We start from the raw sequence: 14,077 nt of genomic DNA on the forward strand, positions 1-14,077 counted from the left end.
TCTCGATGAAAATGCTACCCATGAAAGCGGCCTTGAGCGCCGCATTGCTGAGCGTCGCCCTGGGCGCCGCGGCCAAACCCTTGGTGGTCTGTACCGAAGCCAGCCCGGAAGGCTTCGATATGGTCCAGTACACGACCGCGGTGACTGCCGACGCAGTGGCGGAAACCATTTTCAACCGCCTGGTGGACTTCAAGCCGGGCACCACGGACATCGAGCCGGCCCTGGCCGAGTCCTGGGAAATCAGCCCTGACGGCCTGCAATACACCTTCCACCTGCGCAAGGGCGTCAAGTTCCACAGCACCGACTACTTCACCCCGACCCGCGACATGAACGCCGACGACGTGCTCTGGAGCTTCCAGCGCCAGTTGGACCCGAAACACCCCTGGCATGACAAGTCCAGCGTGGGTTTCCCCTATTTCGAAAGCATGGGCTTCAAGGAACTGCTCAAGAGCGTAGAGAAAGTCGACGACCACACCGTGGTCTTCACACTGACCCGCCGCGAAGCTCCGTTCCTGGCCGACGTGGCCATGGCCTTCTCGTCGATCTTCCCGGCCGAATACGCCGACAAGCTGCTCAAGGAAGGCAAGACCGCCGAGCTCAATAGCAAGCCGATCGGCACCGGCCCGTTCATCTTCATCCGCTATGCCAAGGACGCCCAGGTGCGGTTCAAGGCCAACCCGGACTATTTCCGTGGCAAGCCACCGGCTGAAGCACTGATCCTGGCGATCACCACCGACAACAACGTACGGCTGCAGAAGCTCAAGGCCAACGAGTGCCAGGTCGCCCTGTATCCCAAGCCCGACGACATTCCCAGCATCAAGGCCGACCCGAACCTGCAGGTACATGAACTGGCGGCCATGACCACCGGCTACATCGCCATGAACACCACCCGCAAGTACATGAGCGACGTGCGGGTCCGCAAGGCGATCGATATCGCCTTCGACAAGGAAGCCTACGTCAACAGCCTGTATGGACCGGGCAACGCCCTGGTCGGCACCGGCCCGTACCCACCGACCCTGCTGGGCTTCAACACCAGCCTGAAGAACCCGCCCCGCGACCTGGACAAGGCCCGCGCCCTGCTCAAGGAAGCCGGGGTGCCCGAAGGCACCGTGATCACCCTGTTCACCCGCAACGGCGGCGGCCCGACCAACCCCAACCCGCTGCTGGGCGCACAGATGATGCAGGCCGACCTGGCCAAGATCGGCCTCAAGCTGGATATCCGCGTGATGGAATGGGGCGAAATGCTCAAGCGCGCGAAGAACGGCGAGCACGACATGGTGTCCGCTGGCTGGGCCGGGGATAACGGTGACCCGGACAACTTCCTGACCCCGAACCTGAGTTGTGACGCGGCGAAAAACGGCGAAAACTACGCCCGCTGGTGCAACAAGACCTTCCAGGACCTGATCGACCAGGCCCGCGCCGAGGCTGAACCTGCCAAGCGTGCCGAACTCTATGAAAAGGCCCTGCTGGTCTTTGAGCAGGATCAACCCTGGATTCCCATGGCCTATCCGAAAATGTTCACCGCCATGCGCAAGAACGTCGAGGGGTATCACCAGAGCCCCCTGACCACCAACAACTTCGCTACCACCCAGGTGAAGTAATAAGAAACGCCCACCGCTCCCGACCCGGGAGCGGCGGACACGCCTAACCGGCTGATTGAGGTACTTCAGAAGATGTTTAGTTTTATTGCCCGCCGTGTGGGGTTGTTGATTCCCACATTCTTCGGCATCACCTTGTTGACCTTCGCCTTGATCCGCATGATTCCCGGCGATCCCGTGGAAGTCATGATGGGCGAGCGCCGGGTCGACCCCGAGATGCATGCCCAGGCAATGGAACGCCTTGGATTGAACAAACCGCTGTATGCCCAGTACCTGGACTACATCGGCAAGCTTGCCCATGGCGATCTGGGCGAGTCCCTGCGCACCCGCACCAGCGTTTGGAGCGAGTTTTCCTCGCTGTTCCCCGCGACCCTGGAACTGGCCATGGCCGCCCTGCTCTTCGCCGGCGTCATCGGCCTGCTGGCCGGGGTGATCGCCGCCCTCAGGCGCGGCTCGCTGTTCGACCACGGGGTGATGGGGATTTCCCTCGCCGGCTACTCGATGCCGATCTTCTGGTGGGGCCTGATCCTGATCATGTTCTTCTCGGTGAGCCTGGGCTGGACCCCGGTTTCCGGACGTATCGACCTGCTCTACGACATCGAGCCCAAGACCGGCTTCATGCTGATCGATACCTTGCTGGCCGGCGACACCGGCGCCTTCGTCGATGCCCTGGAACACCTGATCCTGCCCGCCATCGTGCTGGGCACCATTCCCTTGGCGGTGATCGCGCGGATGACCCGCTCCTCGATGCTCGAAGTGCTGCGTGAGGACTACATCCGTACCGCCAAGGCCAAGGGTCTGTCGCCCAACCGGGTGGTCTTCGTCCACGGCCTGCGCAACGCGCTGATCCCGGTACTGACCGTGGTCGGCCTGCAAGTCGGCACCCTGCTGGCCGGCGCGGTCCTGACCGAAACCATCTTTTCCTGGCCCGGCATCGGTAAATGGCTGATCGAAGCCATCGGCGCCCGGGACTATCCCGTGGTGCAGAACGGCATCCTGTTGATCGCCTGCCTGGTGATCATGGTCAACTTCGTGGTGGACATCCTCTACGGCTTTGCCAACCCACGCATCCGTCATCAGCGCTGAGGCCAAGACTCATGAGCACTCCAACTTCCTCGGTAGCAGTCGATCAAAGCCTGCTTTACCCGTCCGTCTACAAAGAATTCTGGCAGCACTTCTCCCGCAACAAGGGCGCCGTGGCCGGCTTGCTGTTCATGCTGCTGGTGGTGTTCTGCGCACTGTTCGCCCCCTGGGTAGCCCCGCATAACCCCAGCGAGCAGTACCGCGACTTCCTGCTGACCCCACCCGCCTGGCTCGAAGGCGGGCAGATGCAGTTCCTGCTGGGTACCGACGAACTGGGCCGCGACCTGCTCTCGCGCCTGATCCAGGGTTCGCGCCTGTCGCTGCTGATCGGCCTGTCGTCGGTGGTGATGTCGCTGATCCCGGGGATCCTGCTGGGCCTGTTCGCCGGCTTCTTCCCGCGCTTGCTGGGCCCGAGCATCATGCGCCTGATGGACATCATGCTGGCCCTGCCTTCGCTGCTGCTGGCCGTGGCCATCGTCGCCATCCTCGGCCCAGGCCTGATCAACACCGTGATCGCCATCGCCGTGGTCTCGCTGCCGTCCTACGTGCGCCTGACCCGAGCCGCCGTCATGGGCGAGCTCAACCGCGACTACGTGACCGCCGCACGCCTGGCCGGTGCCGGCCTGCCGCGCCTGATGTTCATCACCGTGCTGCCCAACTGCATGGCGCCGCTGATCGTCCAGGCCACCCTGAGCTTCTCCTCGGCGATCCTCGACGCCGCCGCCCTGGGCTTCCTCGGCCTCGGCGTCCAGCCGCCTACCCCCGAGTGGGGCACCATGCTGGCCTCGGCCCGCGACTACATCGAACGCGCCTGGTGGGTAGTGAGCCTGCCTGGCCTGACCATTTTGCTCAGCGTGCTGGCAATCAACCTGATGGGCGACGGCCTGCGCGATGCGCTGGATCCGAAGCTCAAGAATGCCGCCTGAGGAGATTCCCATGTCACTGTTAGAAATCAAGAATCTCAATGTCCGTTTCGGCGACGCCAAGGCAGTTCCCGTGGTGGACGGCCTGGACCTCAAGGTCGACAAGGGCGAAGTACTGGCCATCGTCGGCGAGTCCGGCTCCGGCAAATCGGTGACCATGATGGCCCTGATGGGCCTGATCGAGCATCCCGGCATCGTCACCGCCGACGCCCTGACCTTCGACGGCAAGGACATGCTCAAGCTCAGCGCCCGCCAGCGCCGGCAGATCGTCGGCAAGGACCTGGCCATGGTCTTCCAGGACCCGATGACCGCGCTGAACCCCAGCTACACCGTGGGTTTCCAGATCGAGGAAGTGCTGCGCCTGCACCTGAAGATGTCCGGCAAGGCCGCCCGCAAGCGCGCCATCGAACTGCTGGAGAAGGTCGAGATCCCCGGCGCCGCCAGCCGCATGGACGCCTACCCGCACCAGCTGTCCGGTGGCATGAGCCAACGCGTGGCGATCGCCATGGCCATCGCCGGCGAACCCAAGCTGCTGATCGCCGACGAACCGACCACCGCCCTGGACGTGACCATCCAGGCACAGATCATGGACCTGCTGCTGAGCTTGCAGAAAGAGCAGAACATGGGCCTGGTGCTGATCACCCACGACCTGGCCGTGGTGGCCGAGACCGCCCAGCGCGTCTGCGTGATGTACGCCGGCCAGGCCGTGGAAGTAGGCAAGGTGCCGGAGCTGTTCGACATCCCCGCACACCCCTACAGCGAAGCCCTGCTGGCGGCGATTCCCGAGCACAGCCTCGGTGCCTCGCGGCTCTCCACCCTGCCGGGCATCGTTCCCGGTCGTTATGACCGACCCCAGGGCTGCCTGCTGTCGCCACGCTGCCCCTACGTCCAGGAAAACTGCCGCCAGCAACGCCCCGGCCTCGATCCGCAAGCCGCCAGCCTGGTGCGCTGCTTCTACCCGCTCAACCAGGAGGTGGCGTGATGGCCGTCGTTCTAACCGCCCGCGACCTGACCCGTCACTACGAAGTGTCCCGGGGCCTGTTCAAGGGCCACGCCACCGTCCGCGCGCTCAATGGCGTGTCCTTCGAACTGGAGGCCGGCAAGACCCTGGCCGTGGTGGGCGAATCCGGGTGTGGCAAGTCCACCCTGGCCCGGGCCCTGACCCTGATCGAAGAGCCATCCTCGGGCTCGCTGCAGATCGCCGGCCATGAGGTCAAGGGCGCCACCAAGGAGCAGCGCAAGCAACTGCGCCGCGACGTGCAGATGGTGTTCCAGAGCCCCTATGCCTCGCTCAACCCACGGCAGAAGATCGGTGACCAGCTGGCCGAGCCGCTGCTGATCAACACCAAGCTGTCGGCCACCGAGCGCCGCGAGAAAGTCCAGGCGATGATGAAGCAGGTGGGCCTGCGCCCCGAGCATTACCAGCGCTATCCACACATGTTCTCCGGCGGCCAGCGCCAGCGCATCGCCCTGGCCCGGGCGATGATGCTGCAACCCAAGGTACTGGTGGCGGACGAACCGACCTCGGCCCTGGACGTGTCGATCCAGGCCCAGGTGCTGAACCTGTTCATGGACCTGCAGCAGGAATTCAACACCGCCTACGTCTTCATCTCGCACAACCTGGCGGTGGTGCGCCACGTCGCCGACCAGGTACTGGTGATGTACCTGGGCAGGCCGGTGGAAATGGGGCCCAAGGAGGACATCTACAACCGTCCCCTGCACCCTTACACCCAGGCCCTGCTCTCGGCGACCCCGGCCATCCACCCGGACCCGGACAAACCGAAGATCAAGATCGCCGGCGAACTGCCCAACCCGCTGAACCCGCCGCCCGGCTGCGCCTTCCACAAGCGCTGCCCGTACGCCACCGAGCGTTGCAGCACTGAAGAGCCGGCCCTGCGCCAGCTCGACACACGCCAAGTGGCTTGCCACTACGCCGAGCAGTTCTTGTAGACGAGCATGAAAAAGGCGCCTGCGGGACCACCGCAGACGCCTTGACCTTGTTGCACCGGCCCCTTGCGACGGATTGCGCATCGATCCGCCGCGAGGGGTTTTTTTCACCCCTGATCGGGCTCCCCGCCATCGTCGGTGGTCTGGTCGTCATCCCCCGAACTGCCGCCCTGCCCCTCATCCCCCGGCTCCGACTCGGACTTGGCCAGCATCTGCACCGGCGTGCTCTGCTCCGACGAGTAACCCGGCTCCTTGACCTGCAACAGGTTGTGGGCCCAGGCCCCGGAGGTTCCCAGGCTCAGCAGCACCAGCACCTTGATCAGCAGCACCACGCGTTGAAAAATTCTCATAGCCGATTCCATCCCTTCATAGGTGAATCATCGATGGCTGCAAACCCTGACGTGCAGCGGCCACAGCACCACCTGAAACCTAGTCGCGATACCCGAGACTTTCCAGATAGCCAGCTATCGATCCCCATGCCAGGAGCCCCCGTCCGACTAACGGGCGTGCCACCCTGGGCTTGCCAACAGGCACAAAAAAGCCCCGCAGCCTGCACTGCGGGGCTTGGGATGTTGCCGGCGAACTTAGTGGTGTTCGCGGGTCGCGCGGAATTTCACGTCCGGCCAGCGCTCTTCCATCAACGCCAGGTTGACCCGGGTCGGCGCCAGGTAGGTCAGGTGACCGCCGCCGTCCAGTGCCAGGTTCTCCACCGCCTTGTTGGAAAACTCCTCCAGCTTCTTCTTGTCGTCGCAGCTGATCCAGCGCGCGGACCACACGGTGATCGGCTCGTAGGCGCATTCGACCTTGTATTCTTCCTTCAGGCGGCTGGCCACCACATCGAACTGCAGCACACCGACGGCGCCGAGGATGATGTCGTTGCTGCGCTCGGGGAAGAACACCTGGGTCGCGCCCTCTTCGGCCAGCTGTTGCAGGCCCTGGCGCAGTTGCTTGGACTTCAGCGGGTCCTTGAGGCGCACGCGACGGAACAGTTCCGGGGCGAAGTGCGGGATACCGGTGAAGCCCAGGGCCTCGCCTTCGGTGAAGGTGTCGCCGATCTGGATGGTGCCGTGGTTGTGCAGGCCGATGATGTCGCCGGCATAGGCTTCTTCCAGTTGCTCACGCTCGGAGGAGAAGAAGGTCAGGGCGTCGCCGATGCGCACGTCCTTGCCGGTGCGCACGTGGCGCATCTTCATGCCCTTCTCGTACTTGCCCGAGCAGATGCGCATGAAGGCGATGCGGTCGCGGTGCTTGGGGTCCATGTTCGCCTGGATCTTGAACACGAAGCCCGAGAACTTCTCTTCCTGGGGCGCCACGCTGCGCTCGTTGGCCGCCCGTGGCAGCGGCAGCGGCGCCCAGTCGACCACGGCGTCGAGCACGTGGTCGACACCGAAGTTGCCCAGGGCGGTGCCGAAGAACACCGGAGTCAGGTGGCCGTCGAGGAACTCCTGCTGGTCGAACTCATGGCAGGCGCCCTGCACCAGCTCCAGCTGCTCGAGGAAACGCTCGTACTCGTCGCCCAGGTGGGCACGGGCTTCGGCGGAGTCGAGCTTCTCGATGATCTTGGTCTCGGTACGCTCGTGGCCATGGCCCGGGGTGTAGACGATGATGTAGTCACCCGCCAGGTGGTACACGCCCTTGAAATCGCGGTAGCAACCGATCGGCCAGGTGATCGGCGCGGCCTTGATCTTAAGTACCGCCTCGATTTCGTCCAGCAGCTCGATCGGGTCGCGGATGTCGCGGTCCAGCTTGTTGATGAAGCTGACGATCGGCGTATCCCGCAGGCGGCAGACGTCCATCAGGGCGATGGTCCGCGGCTCTACACCCTTACCACCGTCGAGCACCATCAGCGCCGAGTCCACCGCGGTCAGGGTGCGGTAGGTATCTTCCGAGAAGTCTTCGTGGCCGGGGGTGTCGAGCAGGTTGATCATGTGCTCGCGATAGGGGAACTGCATCACCGAGGTGGTGATGGAGATACCGCGCTGCTTCTCCATCTCCATCCAGTCGGAGGTGGCATGGCGGTCGGACTTACGCGACTTGACGGTACCCGCCACCGCAATGGCCTTGCCCATCAGCAACAGCTTCTCGGTGATGGTGGTCTTACCGGCATCCGGGTGGGAAATGATGGCGAAGGTGCGGCGTTTCGCGACTTCGGCGGCCTGTTGGGTCATGGGAAATCGCCTGGCGGTGATCAAAAAAGGGCGGCGAGTATAGCGCAAAGCTGCCTTCCCGGACCACCGTCCGGCCCCGCCATCCCCCTGTAGCCGCTGTCGGGCGCCAGCGACGGCCGCGACCGGGCGCGCAGCATCCGCAACCCGGCCATCGCCCTAGAACCCGTTGGATTCCCCGCCTCGATCACCACCTCGCGCCACGAGGTCGCGGCCACAAGGGTGGCCAAACGCCGCCGACTATGGAACCTTTTAAAAGGTGGAGACGTCCATTTCCCTGCCAGGCGCTCATCAGATGCCTGGAATTTCAGCAAGTTAGCTTGACGAAGCTGCGCTCATGGTTCGTTCACCGCCGCCCTGCCGGCACTCGACGAACTGCTTTTCGCGGGGACTTTCCCGGCAGTCGGCCACGGCCCTGCCACAGGGGAAAGCGCCCGCCGACCGATAAGAAAAAAGGAGTCCGCCCGTGGCTATTCGCTATGGCAAAGGGCTGATAGGAGGGGCTGCGGTCATTGCCCTCCTGGCCCTGCTGGTCCACTGGATCGGCATCAAGACGATCGAACACTACCGCGACGATCTACTGTTCTACCTGCAAGCTCATCTGTTCCTGGTCCTGGCGTCCATGTGCGCCGCCCTGCTGGTCGGCATTCCCGCCGGCATCCTCCTCAGCCGCCCCGCCATGGCCAGGCGCGCCGAACGCTTCATGCAAGTGTTCAACATCGGTAACACCATTCCTCCCCTAGCCGTCCTGGCCATTGCCCTCGGGGTCCTCGGCATCGGCAGCGGGCCGGCGATCTTCGCCCTGTTCCTGGCCTCCCTGCTGCCCATCGTGCGCAATACCTATGAAGGCCTGAAGAACGTCCAGGGCTCGCTCAAGGAAGCCGCCACCGGCATCGGCATGACCCCGCGCCAGGTGCTGTGGAAAGTCGAATTGCCCAATGCCGTGCCGATCATCGTCGGCGGCGTGCGGGTGGCCCTGGCGATCAACGTCGGCACCGCGCCCCTGGCCTTCCTGATCGGCGCCAACAGCCTGGGCAGCCTGATCTTCCCCGGCATCGCCCTGAACAATCAGCCGCAACTGCTGCTCGGCGCCGCCTGCACCGCCCTGCTGGCGCTGCTTCTGGACGGCCTGGTGACCCTGGCCAGCCGCCTCTGGCTGGAACGTGGCCTGCGCCCGTCCTAAGCCCGTCAGAGACAAGGAACCGACATGAAGAAATTGAGCCTGATACTCGGCTGCGTCCTGCTTTTCAGCGCACTGGCCCACGCCGCGGAAAAACCGCTGATCCGCATCGGCGCCCGGGTCTTCACCGAGCAGACCCTGTTGGCGGAAATCACCTCCCAGTACCTGCGCAGCAAGGGCTACGACACCCGGGTCACCGGCGGCCTGGGCAGCAACCTGGCGCGCAGTGCCCAGGAAAGCGGCCAACTGGACCTGATCTGGGAATACACCGGGGTGTCGCTGGTGGCCTACAACCACATCGACGAGAAGCTCGACAAGCAGCAGTCCTACGCCCGGGTGAAAGAACTCGACGCGAAAAAAGGCCTGGTCTGGTTGTCGCCGTCCAAGTTCAGCAACACCTATGCCCTGGCGCTGCCGGAAAACGTGGCCAAGGAACATCCACGGATCAACAGCATCAGCGACCTGACCCGGGCCCTGGACGAAAATACCCGGGAAAACCGCCTGGTGGCCCTGGACACCGAGTTCGCCAACCGTTCCGACGGCATGGCCGGGATGGTCAAGCTGTATGACATGGCCCTGACCCGCAAGAACACTCGGCAGATGGACGCCGGCCTGGTCTATACCGCCCTGCGCAATGGCCAGGTGTTTGCCGGCCTGGTCTACACCACCGACGGACGCCTCAGCGCCTTCAAGCTCAAATTGCTGGAAGACGACAAGCACTACTTCCCGGACTACACCGCCGCTCCCGTGGTGCGCCAGGCCTACCTCGACGCTCACCCGCAACTGGCCGCCGAACTCGAGCCGCTGGCGGCGCTGTTCGACGACGAAACCATGCGCCAGCTGAACGCGCGGGTCGACGTCGACCATGAAAGCCCCTCCGCCGTGGCCGCAGATTTCCTGCGCCAGCACCCGATCAACTAAAGAGGAGAAGACATGGAATTCTTGAACGCCTTTTCCCATCTCGATTGGGCCCAGGTCCTGCACCTGACCTGGCAGCACATCACCCTGGTGGGCATCGCCGTCACCCTGGCCATCGTCTTTGGCGTGCCCCTGGGCGTGCTGATGACCCGCTTCCCCAGCCTCGCCGGGCCATTGCAGGCCAGCGCCACGGTGTTGCTGACCATCCCCTCCATCGCCCTGTTCGGCCTGCTGCTGCCGTTCTACTCCAAGTTCGGCCAGGGCCTGGGGCCGCTGCCGGCGATCACCGCCGTGTTCCTTTATTCCCTGTTGCCGATCATGCGCAACACCTACCTGGCGCTGACCGGCGTCGAACCGGGCATCCGCGAGGCCGCCCGGGGCATCGGCATGACCTTCGGCCAGCGCCTGCGCATGGTCGAGCTGCCGATCGCGGTGCCGGTGATCCTCGCCGGAGTACGCACCGCGGTGGTGATGAACATCGGCGTCATGACCATCGCCGCCACCATCGGCGCCGGCGGCCTGGGGGTGCTGATCCTGGCCTCCATCAGCCGCAGCGACATGTCGATGCTGATCGTCGGCGCCGTGCTGGTCAGCCTGCTGGCCATCTTTGCCGACCTGCTTCTGCAATGGCTGCAACGTTCGCTGACGCCAAAAGGACTGAGCCCAATAGGAGCCCTGAAATGATCGAACTACAGAACCTGAGCAAGACCTTTCGCAGCAACGGCAAGGATGTCAAAGCCGTCGACTCGGTCAGCCTGACCGTCAACGAAGGCGAGATCTGCGTATTCCTCGGCCCCTCCGGCTGCGGCAAGAGCACCACGCTGAAGATGATCAACCGCCTGATCATGCCCACCTCGGGCAAGGTGCTGATCAACGGCGAGGACACCACCGGCCTGGACGAAGTGACCCTGCGCCGCAACATCGGCTACGTGATCCAGCAGATCGGCCTGTTTCCCAACATGACCATCGAGGAAAACATCACCGTGGTGCCGCGCCTGCTGGGCTGGGACAAGCAGAAGTGCCACGACCGCGCCCGCGAGCTGATGAGCATGATCAAGCTCGAACCCAAGCACTACCTGCATCGCTACCCGCGCGAGCTGTCCGGCGGCCAGCAACAGCGGATCGGGGTGATCCGCGCCCTGGCCGCCGAGGCCCCGCTGCTGCTGATGGACGAACCCTTCGGCGCGGTGGACCCGATCAACCGCGAGATGATCCAGAACGAGTTCTTCGAGATGCAGCGGGCGCTGAACAAGACCGTGATCATGGTCAGCCACGACATCGACGAGGCCATCAAGCTGGGAGACAAGATCGCCATCTTCCGCGCCGGCAAACTGCTGCAGATCGACCACCCGGACACCCTGCTGGCCCATCCGGCGGACGATTTCGTCAGCAACTTCGTCGGCCAGGACAGCACCCTCAAGCGCCTGCTGCTGGTCAAGGCCGAGGACGCGGCCGACAACGCGCCGTCGGTGAGCCCGGACACCCCGGTGGCCGAGGCCCTGGAACTGATGGACGAGCACGACCGGCGCTACGTGGTGGTGACCTGCACCGAGAACAAAGCCTTGGGTTATGTACGGCGCCGCGACCTGCACCGCCAGGGCGGCACCTGCGGCCAGTTCCTGCGCCAGTTCAACGCCACCGCCGCCTACGACGAGCACCTGCGCATCCTGCTGTCGCGCATGTACGAGTTCAACCGCTCGTGGCTGCCGGTGCTGGACGCCGAAAGGGTGTTCCTCGGCGAGGTGACCCAGGAGTCCATCGCCGCCTATCTCAGCTCGGGACGCTCCCGTGGGATGAAGACCAACATCGTCTCCCCGGCCGAGGCCGTGAGTGCCTGATCAATAAATAATCAAAAGCCAACCCGTGGCGAGCAAGCACGCTTGCTCGCCAGCGTTTTTTTACCCACCCGGGCGGCGAAAAGAAATATCAACAGCCGCCCCGGCAAAAGCTCCCCGCCGGAACCTGACGCAACAGGCAAAATCCCCCTCTGGCCACCCTCTCGCCGCTAACGTCGCCGATGTTGGCGACTTCGGCAGTTCACCACCACTTGGCGCGCAAAAGCCGCGAACGTGCAGGTATTTTTAACACTCGGAAATTCTTCGGGAACATCTGCCGGTCATCTGTGTCGGCTACAAAAGGACATGCCGATAACGCACGTCAGACAAGTGCAAAAACGCGACATTTTTTGTTGATCTCAGCCCCCTCACCGCCTAAAGTTCGCGCCGAACGTCCATGCTGGAAACGATCCATCCGGCTCAAGTACTGACGACGAGACAGCAAGGCCAAGGGCAGATTTCCCATGGCCTTTTTGCTTTCGGCGACATGCCTTGGGAAGTAGGCGAACCAAAGTGGGGATACGGAGGACGTTCACAAGGCGGTGTCGACCCTGGCATTGCCTGCCACCCATTGATTACCAACGTTTGCCATCAGGAGCTTCCACGCATGTCGATTAACGTCGAAGACTATTTCGCGCGCGAAACCTTTCAGAAAATGAAGGCGTTCGCCGACCAGAAAGAAACCCCGTTCGTGATGATCGATACCCAGATGATCGCCCAGGCCTACGACGACCTGCGCGCCGGGTTCGAATTCGCCAAGGTCTACTACGCGGTCAAGGCCAACCCGGCCGTGGAAATCATCGACCTGCTGCACGAAAAAGGCTCGAGCTTCGACATCGCCTCGATCTACGAGCTGGACAAGGTGCTGGGGCGCGGCGTCAACCCGGCCAACATCAGCTACGGCAACACCATCAAGAAGTCCAAGGACATCCGCTACTTCTACGAGAAGGGCGTGCGCCTGTATGCCACCGACTCCGAAGCCGACCTGCGCAATATCGCCAAGGCCGCCCCGGGTTCCAAGGTCTACGTGCGCATCCTCACCGAAGGCTCCACCACCGCCGACTGGCCGCTGTCGCGCAAGTTCGGCTGCCAGACCGACATGGCCATGGACCTCTTGATCCTGGCCCGCGACCTGGGCCTGGTGCCTTACGGCGTGTCGTTCCACGTCGGCTCCCAGCAGCGCGACATCAGCGTCTGGGACGCCGCCATCGCCAAGGTCAAGGTGATCTTCGAGCGCCTCAAAGAAGAAGACGGCATCGAACTGAAGCTCATCAACATGGGCGGTGGCTTCCCGGCCAACTACATCACCCGCACCAACAGCCTGGAAACCTACGCCGAGGAAATCATCCGTTTCCTCAAGGAAGACTTCGGCGATGACCTGCCGGAAATCATCCTCGAGCCGGGCCGTTCGCTGATCGCCAACGCCGGCATCCTGGTCAGCGAGGTGGTGCTGGTGGCACGCAAGTCGCGCACCGCCGTGGAGCGCTGGGTATACACCGACGTGGGCAAGTTCTCCGGCCTGATCGAAACCATGGACGAGTCCATCAAGTTCCCGATCTGGACCGAGAAGAAAGGCGAAGTGGAAGAAGTGGTGATTGCCGGCCCAACCTGCGACAGCGCCGACATCATGTACGAGAACTACAAGTACGGCCTGCCGCTGAACCTGGCCATCGGCGACCGCCTGTACTGGCTGTCCACCGGCGCCTACACCACCAGCTATAGCGCCGTGGAGTTCAACGGCTTCCCACCGCTGAAGTCGTATTACGTATAAAGGCAGCGGCAAGCGGTTAGCTTCAAGCTGCAAGTAAAAAGCCCATGAGCAGTCATGGGCTTTTTAATGGCGCTGCGCTTACCGATCTTCCCTGACATGCCAGATACGCAGGATGAACAAGGTCATGCCTTGAATCTCGTAACGCATCTCATAGCGCCCCACCAGCAGACGTCGCACATCCCGGGGCAGGAACTCTTCCAACTGCTCTCCCAATCGAGGGTTATTTAGAAGAGTCTCAGGGGCCTGTACCAGGGATTGGACAGTCAGGGCGGCAGCGGAGCGATTGACCTGGGCAAGAAACTCGAAAAGACGGGCCAGGTCGGAAAGCGCCTTGCTCGTCCAATCCAGCTGTCTCATTTCGGCAGTGGCAGAGGACTGTCGCCCGACAAGCTCTGCGCCCAGGCCTGCACAGCCTGGTGATCGATAACCCTACCGGCATCCACATCAGCCAGGGCCTCAAGAGTCAGGCGCCGACGCTCCTCCTCCTGGTCCACCCAGGCAACCAGCGCCTGCTTGACGATCCAAGCACGCGAACGCTCCAGGCGCGAGGCCAACTGGTCAACCTTGTTGGCCAGATCCAAAGGAATATGTGCAGTCAGCACTTTTGTCGCGGGCATGAGGCAAGACCTGCATCAGAATGATTGAAAGCGATTAGCT

General features: G+C 63.2%; 14 protein-coding genes. 10 read left to right on the forward strand and 4 right to left on the reverse strand.

Annotated elements, in window-relative coordinates:
* Positions 1-5: 5 nt before the first annotated feature.
* The 5 genes from CAG11_RS11130 to CAG11_RS11150 all read left to right on the forward strand — a co-directional run bounded on the left by CAG11_RS11130 (position 6) and on the right by CAG11_RS11150 (position 5,554).
* Positions 6-1,601: an ABC transporter substrate-binding protein gene (locus tag CAG11_RS11130; RefSeq protein ID WP_085596335.1), complete on the forward strand. Its 1,596-nt coding sequence runs from the start codon at positions 6-8 to the stop codon at positions 1,599-1,601.
* A 72-nt stretch (positions 1,602-1,673) separates the two neighbouring features.
* Entirely contained in the window at positions 1,674-2,684 is a 1,011-nt protein-coding gene (locus CAG11_RS11135) for an ABC transporter permease subunit (RefSeq protein ID WP_053138564.1), read from the forward strand.
* A gap of 11 nt (positions 2,685-2,695) precedes the next feature.
* Entirely contained in the window at positions 2,696-3,607 is a 912-nt protein-coding gene (locus CAG11_RS11140) for an ABC transporter permease subunit (protein ID WP_022642292.1), read from the forward strand.
* 10 nt (positions 3,608-3,617) lie between these two features.
* Positions 3,618-4,586 (forward strand): ABC transporter ATP-binding protein, encoded by a 969-nt coding sequence (locus CAG11_RS11145; RefSeq protein WP_085596336.1) that lies wholly within the window; start codon positions 3,618-3,620, stop codon positions 4,584-4,586.
* Positions 4,586-5,554: a peptide ABC transporter ATP-binding protein gene (locus CAG11_RS11150; RefSeq protein ID WP_022642290.1), complete on the forward strand. Its 969-nt coding sequence runs from the start codon at positions 4,586-4,588 to the stop codon at positions 5,552-5,554. Before CAG11_RS11145 ends, CAG11_RS11150 begins: the two co-directional genes overlap by 1 nt.
* Before the next feature lie 104 nt (positions 5,555-5,658).
* Here CAG11_RS11150 and CAG11_RS11155 read toward each other — a convergent pair whose 3' ends face one another.
* Positions 5,659-5,901: a hypothetical protein gene (locus tag CAG11_RS11155; RefSeq protein ID WP_022642289.1), complete on the reverse strand. Its 243-nt coding sequence runs from the start codon at positions 5,899-5,901 to the stop codon at positions 5,659-5,661.
* A gap of 234 nt (positions 5,902-6,135) precedes the next feature.
* Positions 6,136-7,719, reverse strand: coding sequence for a peptide chain release factor 3 (locus CAG11_RS11160; protein WP_022642288.1), 1,584 nt, complete (start codon positions 7,717-7,719; stop codon positions 6,136-6,138).
* 463 nt (positions 7,720-8,182) lie between these two features.
* Here CAG11_RS11160 and CAG11_RS11165 point away from each other — a divergent pair, with 463 nt between their 5' ends.
* The 5 genes from CAG11_RS11165 (at position 8,183) to CAG11_RS11185 (ending at position 13,420) form a co-directional block, all read left to right on the forward strand.
* Positions 8,183-8,899, forward strand: coding sequence for an ABC transporter permease (locus tag CAG11_RS11165; protein WP_053138556.1), 717 nt, complete (start codon positions 8,183-8,185; stop codon positions 8,897-8,899).
* A gap of 24 nt (positions 8,900-8,923) precedes the next feature.
* Positions 8,924-9,817 (forward strand): glycine betaine ABC transporter substrate-binding protein, encoded by an 894-nt coding sequence (locus CAG11_RS11170; RefSeq protein ID WP_022642286.1) that lies wholly within the window; start codon positions 8,924-8,926, stop codon positions 9,815-9,817.
* Positions 9,818-9,829: 12 nt separating this feature from the next.
* Positions 9,830-10,498 (forward strand): ABC transporter permease, encoded by a 669-nt coding sequence (locus CAG11_RS11175; RefSeq protein ID WP_022642285.1) that lies wholly within the window; start codon positions 9,830-9,832, stop codon positions 10,496-10,498.
* A complete protein-coding gene (locus CAG11_RS11180; RefSeq protein WP_085596337.1) occupies positions 10,495-11,652 on the forward strand; it encodes a betaine/proline/choline family ABC transporter ATP-binding protein in 1,158 nt (385 codons plus the stop codon). The genes CAG11_RS11175 and CAG11_RS11180 overlap by 4 nt, the downstream gene beginning before the upstream one ends.
* A gap of 604 nt (positions 11,653-12,256) precedes the next feature.
* Entirely contained in the window at positions 12,257-13,420 is a 1,164-nt protein-coding gene (locus CAG11_RS11185; RefSeq protein WP_085596338.1) for a type III PLP-dependent enzyme, read from the forward strand.
* Between the two features lie 78 nt (positions 13,421-13,498).
* On the opposite strand, the gene CAG11_RS11190 is transcribed toward CAG11_RS11185, so the two are convergent.
* Complete coding sequence (locus CAG11_RS11190; protein ID WP_085596339.1) at positions 13,499-13,777, reverse strand: type II toxin-antitoxin system RelE/ParE family toxin; 279 nt, start codon at positions 13,775-13,777, stop codon at positions 13,499-13,501.
* On the reverse strand, positions 13,774-14,037 hold the full coding sequence (locus tag CAG11_RS11195; protein WP_085596340.1) for a CopG family ribbon-helix-helix protein: 264 nt from the start codon (positions 14,035-14,037) through the stop codon (positions 13,774-13,776). The genes CAG11_RS11190 and CAG11_RS11195 overlap by 4 nt, the downstream gene beginning before the upstream one ends.
* Positions 14,038-14,077: the final 40 nt, after the last annotated feature.

It is taken from the genome of Pseudomonas sp. B6(2017) (assembly GCF_002112765.1).
GTDB lineage: Bacteria > Pseudomonadota > Gammaproteobacteria > Pseudomonadales > Pseudomonadaceae > Aquipseudomonas > Aquipseudomonas piscis.

Coding starts and splice junctions, on each gene's coding strand:
- CAG11_RS11185 (WP_085596338.1), top strand. CDS start 12,257: ATGTCGATTAACGTCGAAGACTATTTCGCGCGCGAAACCTTTCAGAAA.
- CAG11_RS11150 (WP_022642290.1), top strand. CDS start 4,586: ATGGCCGTCGTTCTAACCGCCCGCGACCTGACCCGTCACTACGAAGTG.
- CAG11_RS11180 (WP_085596337.1), top strand. CDS start 10,495: ATGATCGAACTACAGAACCTGAGCAAGACCTTTCGCAGCAACGGCAAG.
- CAG11_RS11170 (WP_022642286.1), top strand. CDS start 8,924: ATGAAGAAATTGAGCCTGATACTCGGCTGCGTCCTGCTTTTCAGCGCA.
- CAG11_RS11130 (WP_085596335.1), top strand. CDS start 6: ATGAAAATGCTACCCATGAAAGCGGCCTTGAGCGCCGCATTGCTGAGC.
- CAG11_RS11155 (WP_022642289.1), bottom strand. CDS start 5,901: ATGAGAATTTTTCAACGCGTGGTGCTGCTGATCAAGGTGCTGGTGCTG.
- CAG11_RS11145 (WP_085596336.1), top strand. CDS start 3,618: ATGTCACTGTTAGAAATCAAGAATCTCAATGTCCGTTTCGGCGACGCC.
- CAG11_RS11140 (WP_022642292.1), top strand. CDS start 2,696: ATGAGCACTCCAACTTCCTCGGTAGCAGTCGATCAAAGCCTGCTTTAC.
- CAG11_RS11160 (WP_022642288.1), bottom strand. CDS start 7,719: ATGACCCAACAGGCCGCCGAAGTCGCGAAACGCCGCACCTTCGCCATC.
- CAG11_RS11195 (WP_085596340.1), bottom strand. CDS start 14,037: ATGCCCGCGACAAAAGTGCTGACTGCACATATTCCTTTGGATCTGGCC.
- CAG11_RS11190 (WP_085596339.1), bottom strand. CDS start 13,777: ATGAGACAGCTGGATTGGACGAGCAAGGCGCTTTCCGACCTGGCCCGT.
- CAG11_RS11175 (WP_022642285.1), top strand. CDS start 9,830: ATGGAATTCTTGAACGCCTTTTCCCATCTCGATTGGGCCCAGGTCCTG.
- CAG11_RS11135 (WP_053138564.1), top strand. CDS start 1,674: ATGTTTAGTTTTATTGCCCGCCGTGTGGGGTTGTTGATTCCCACATTC.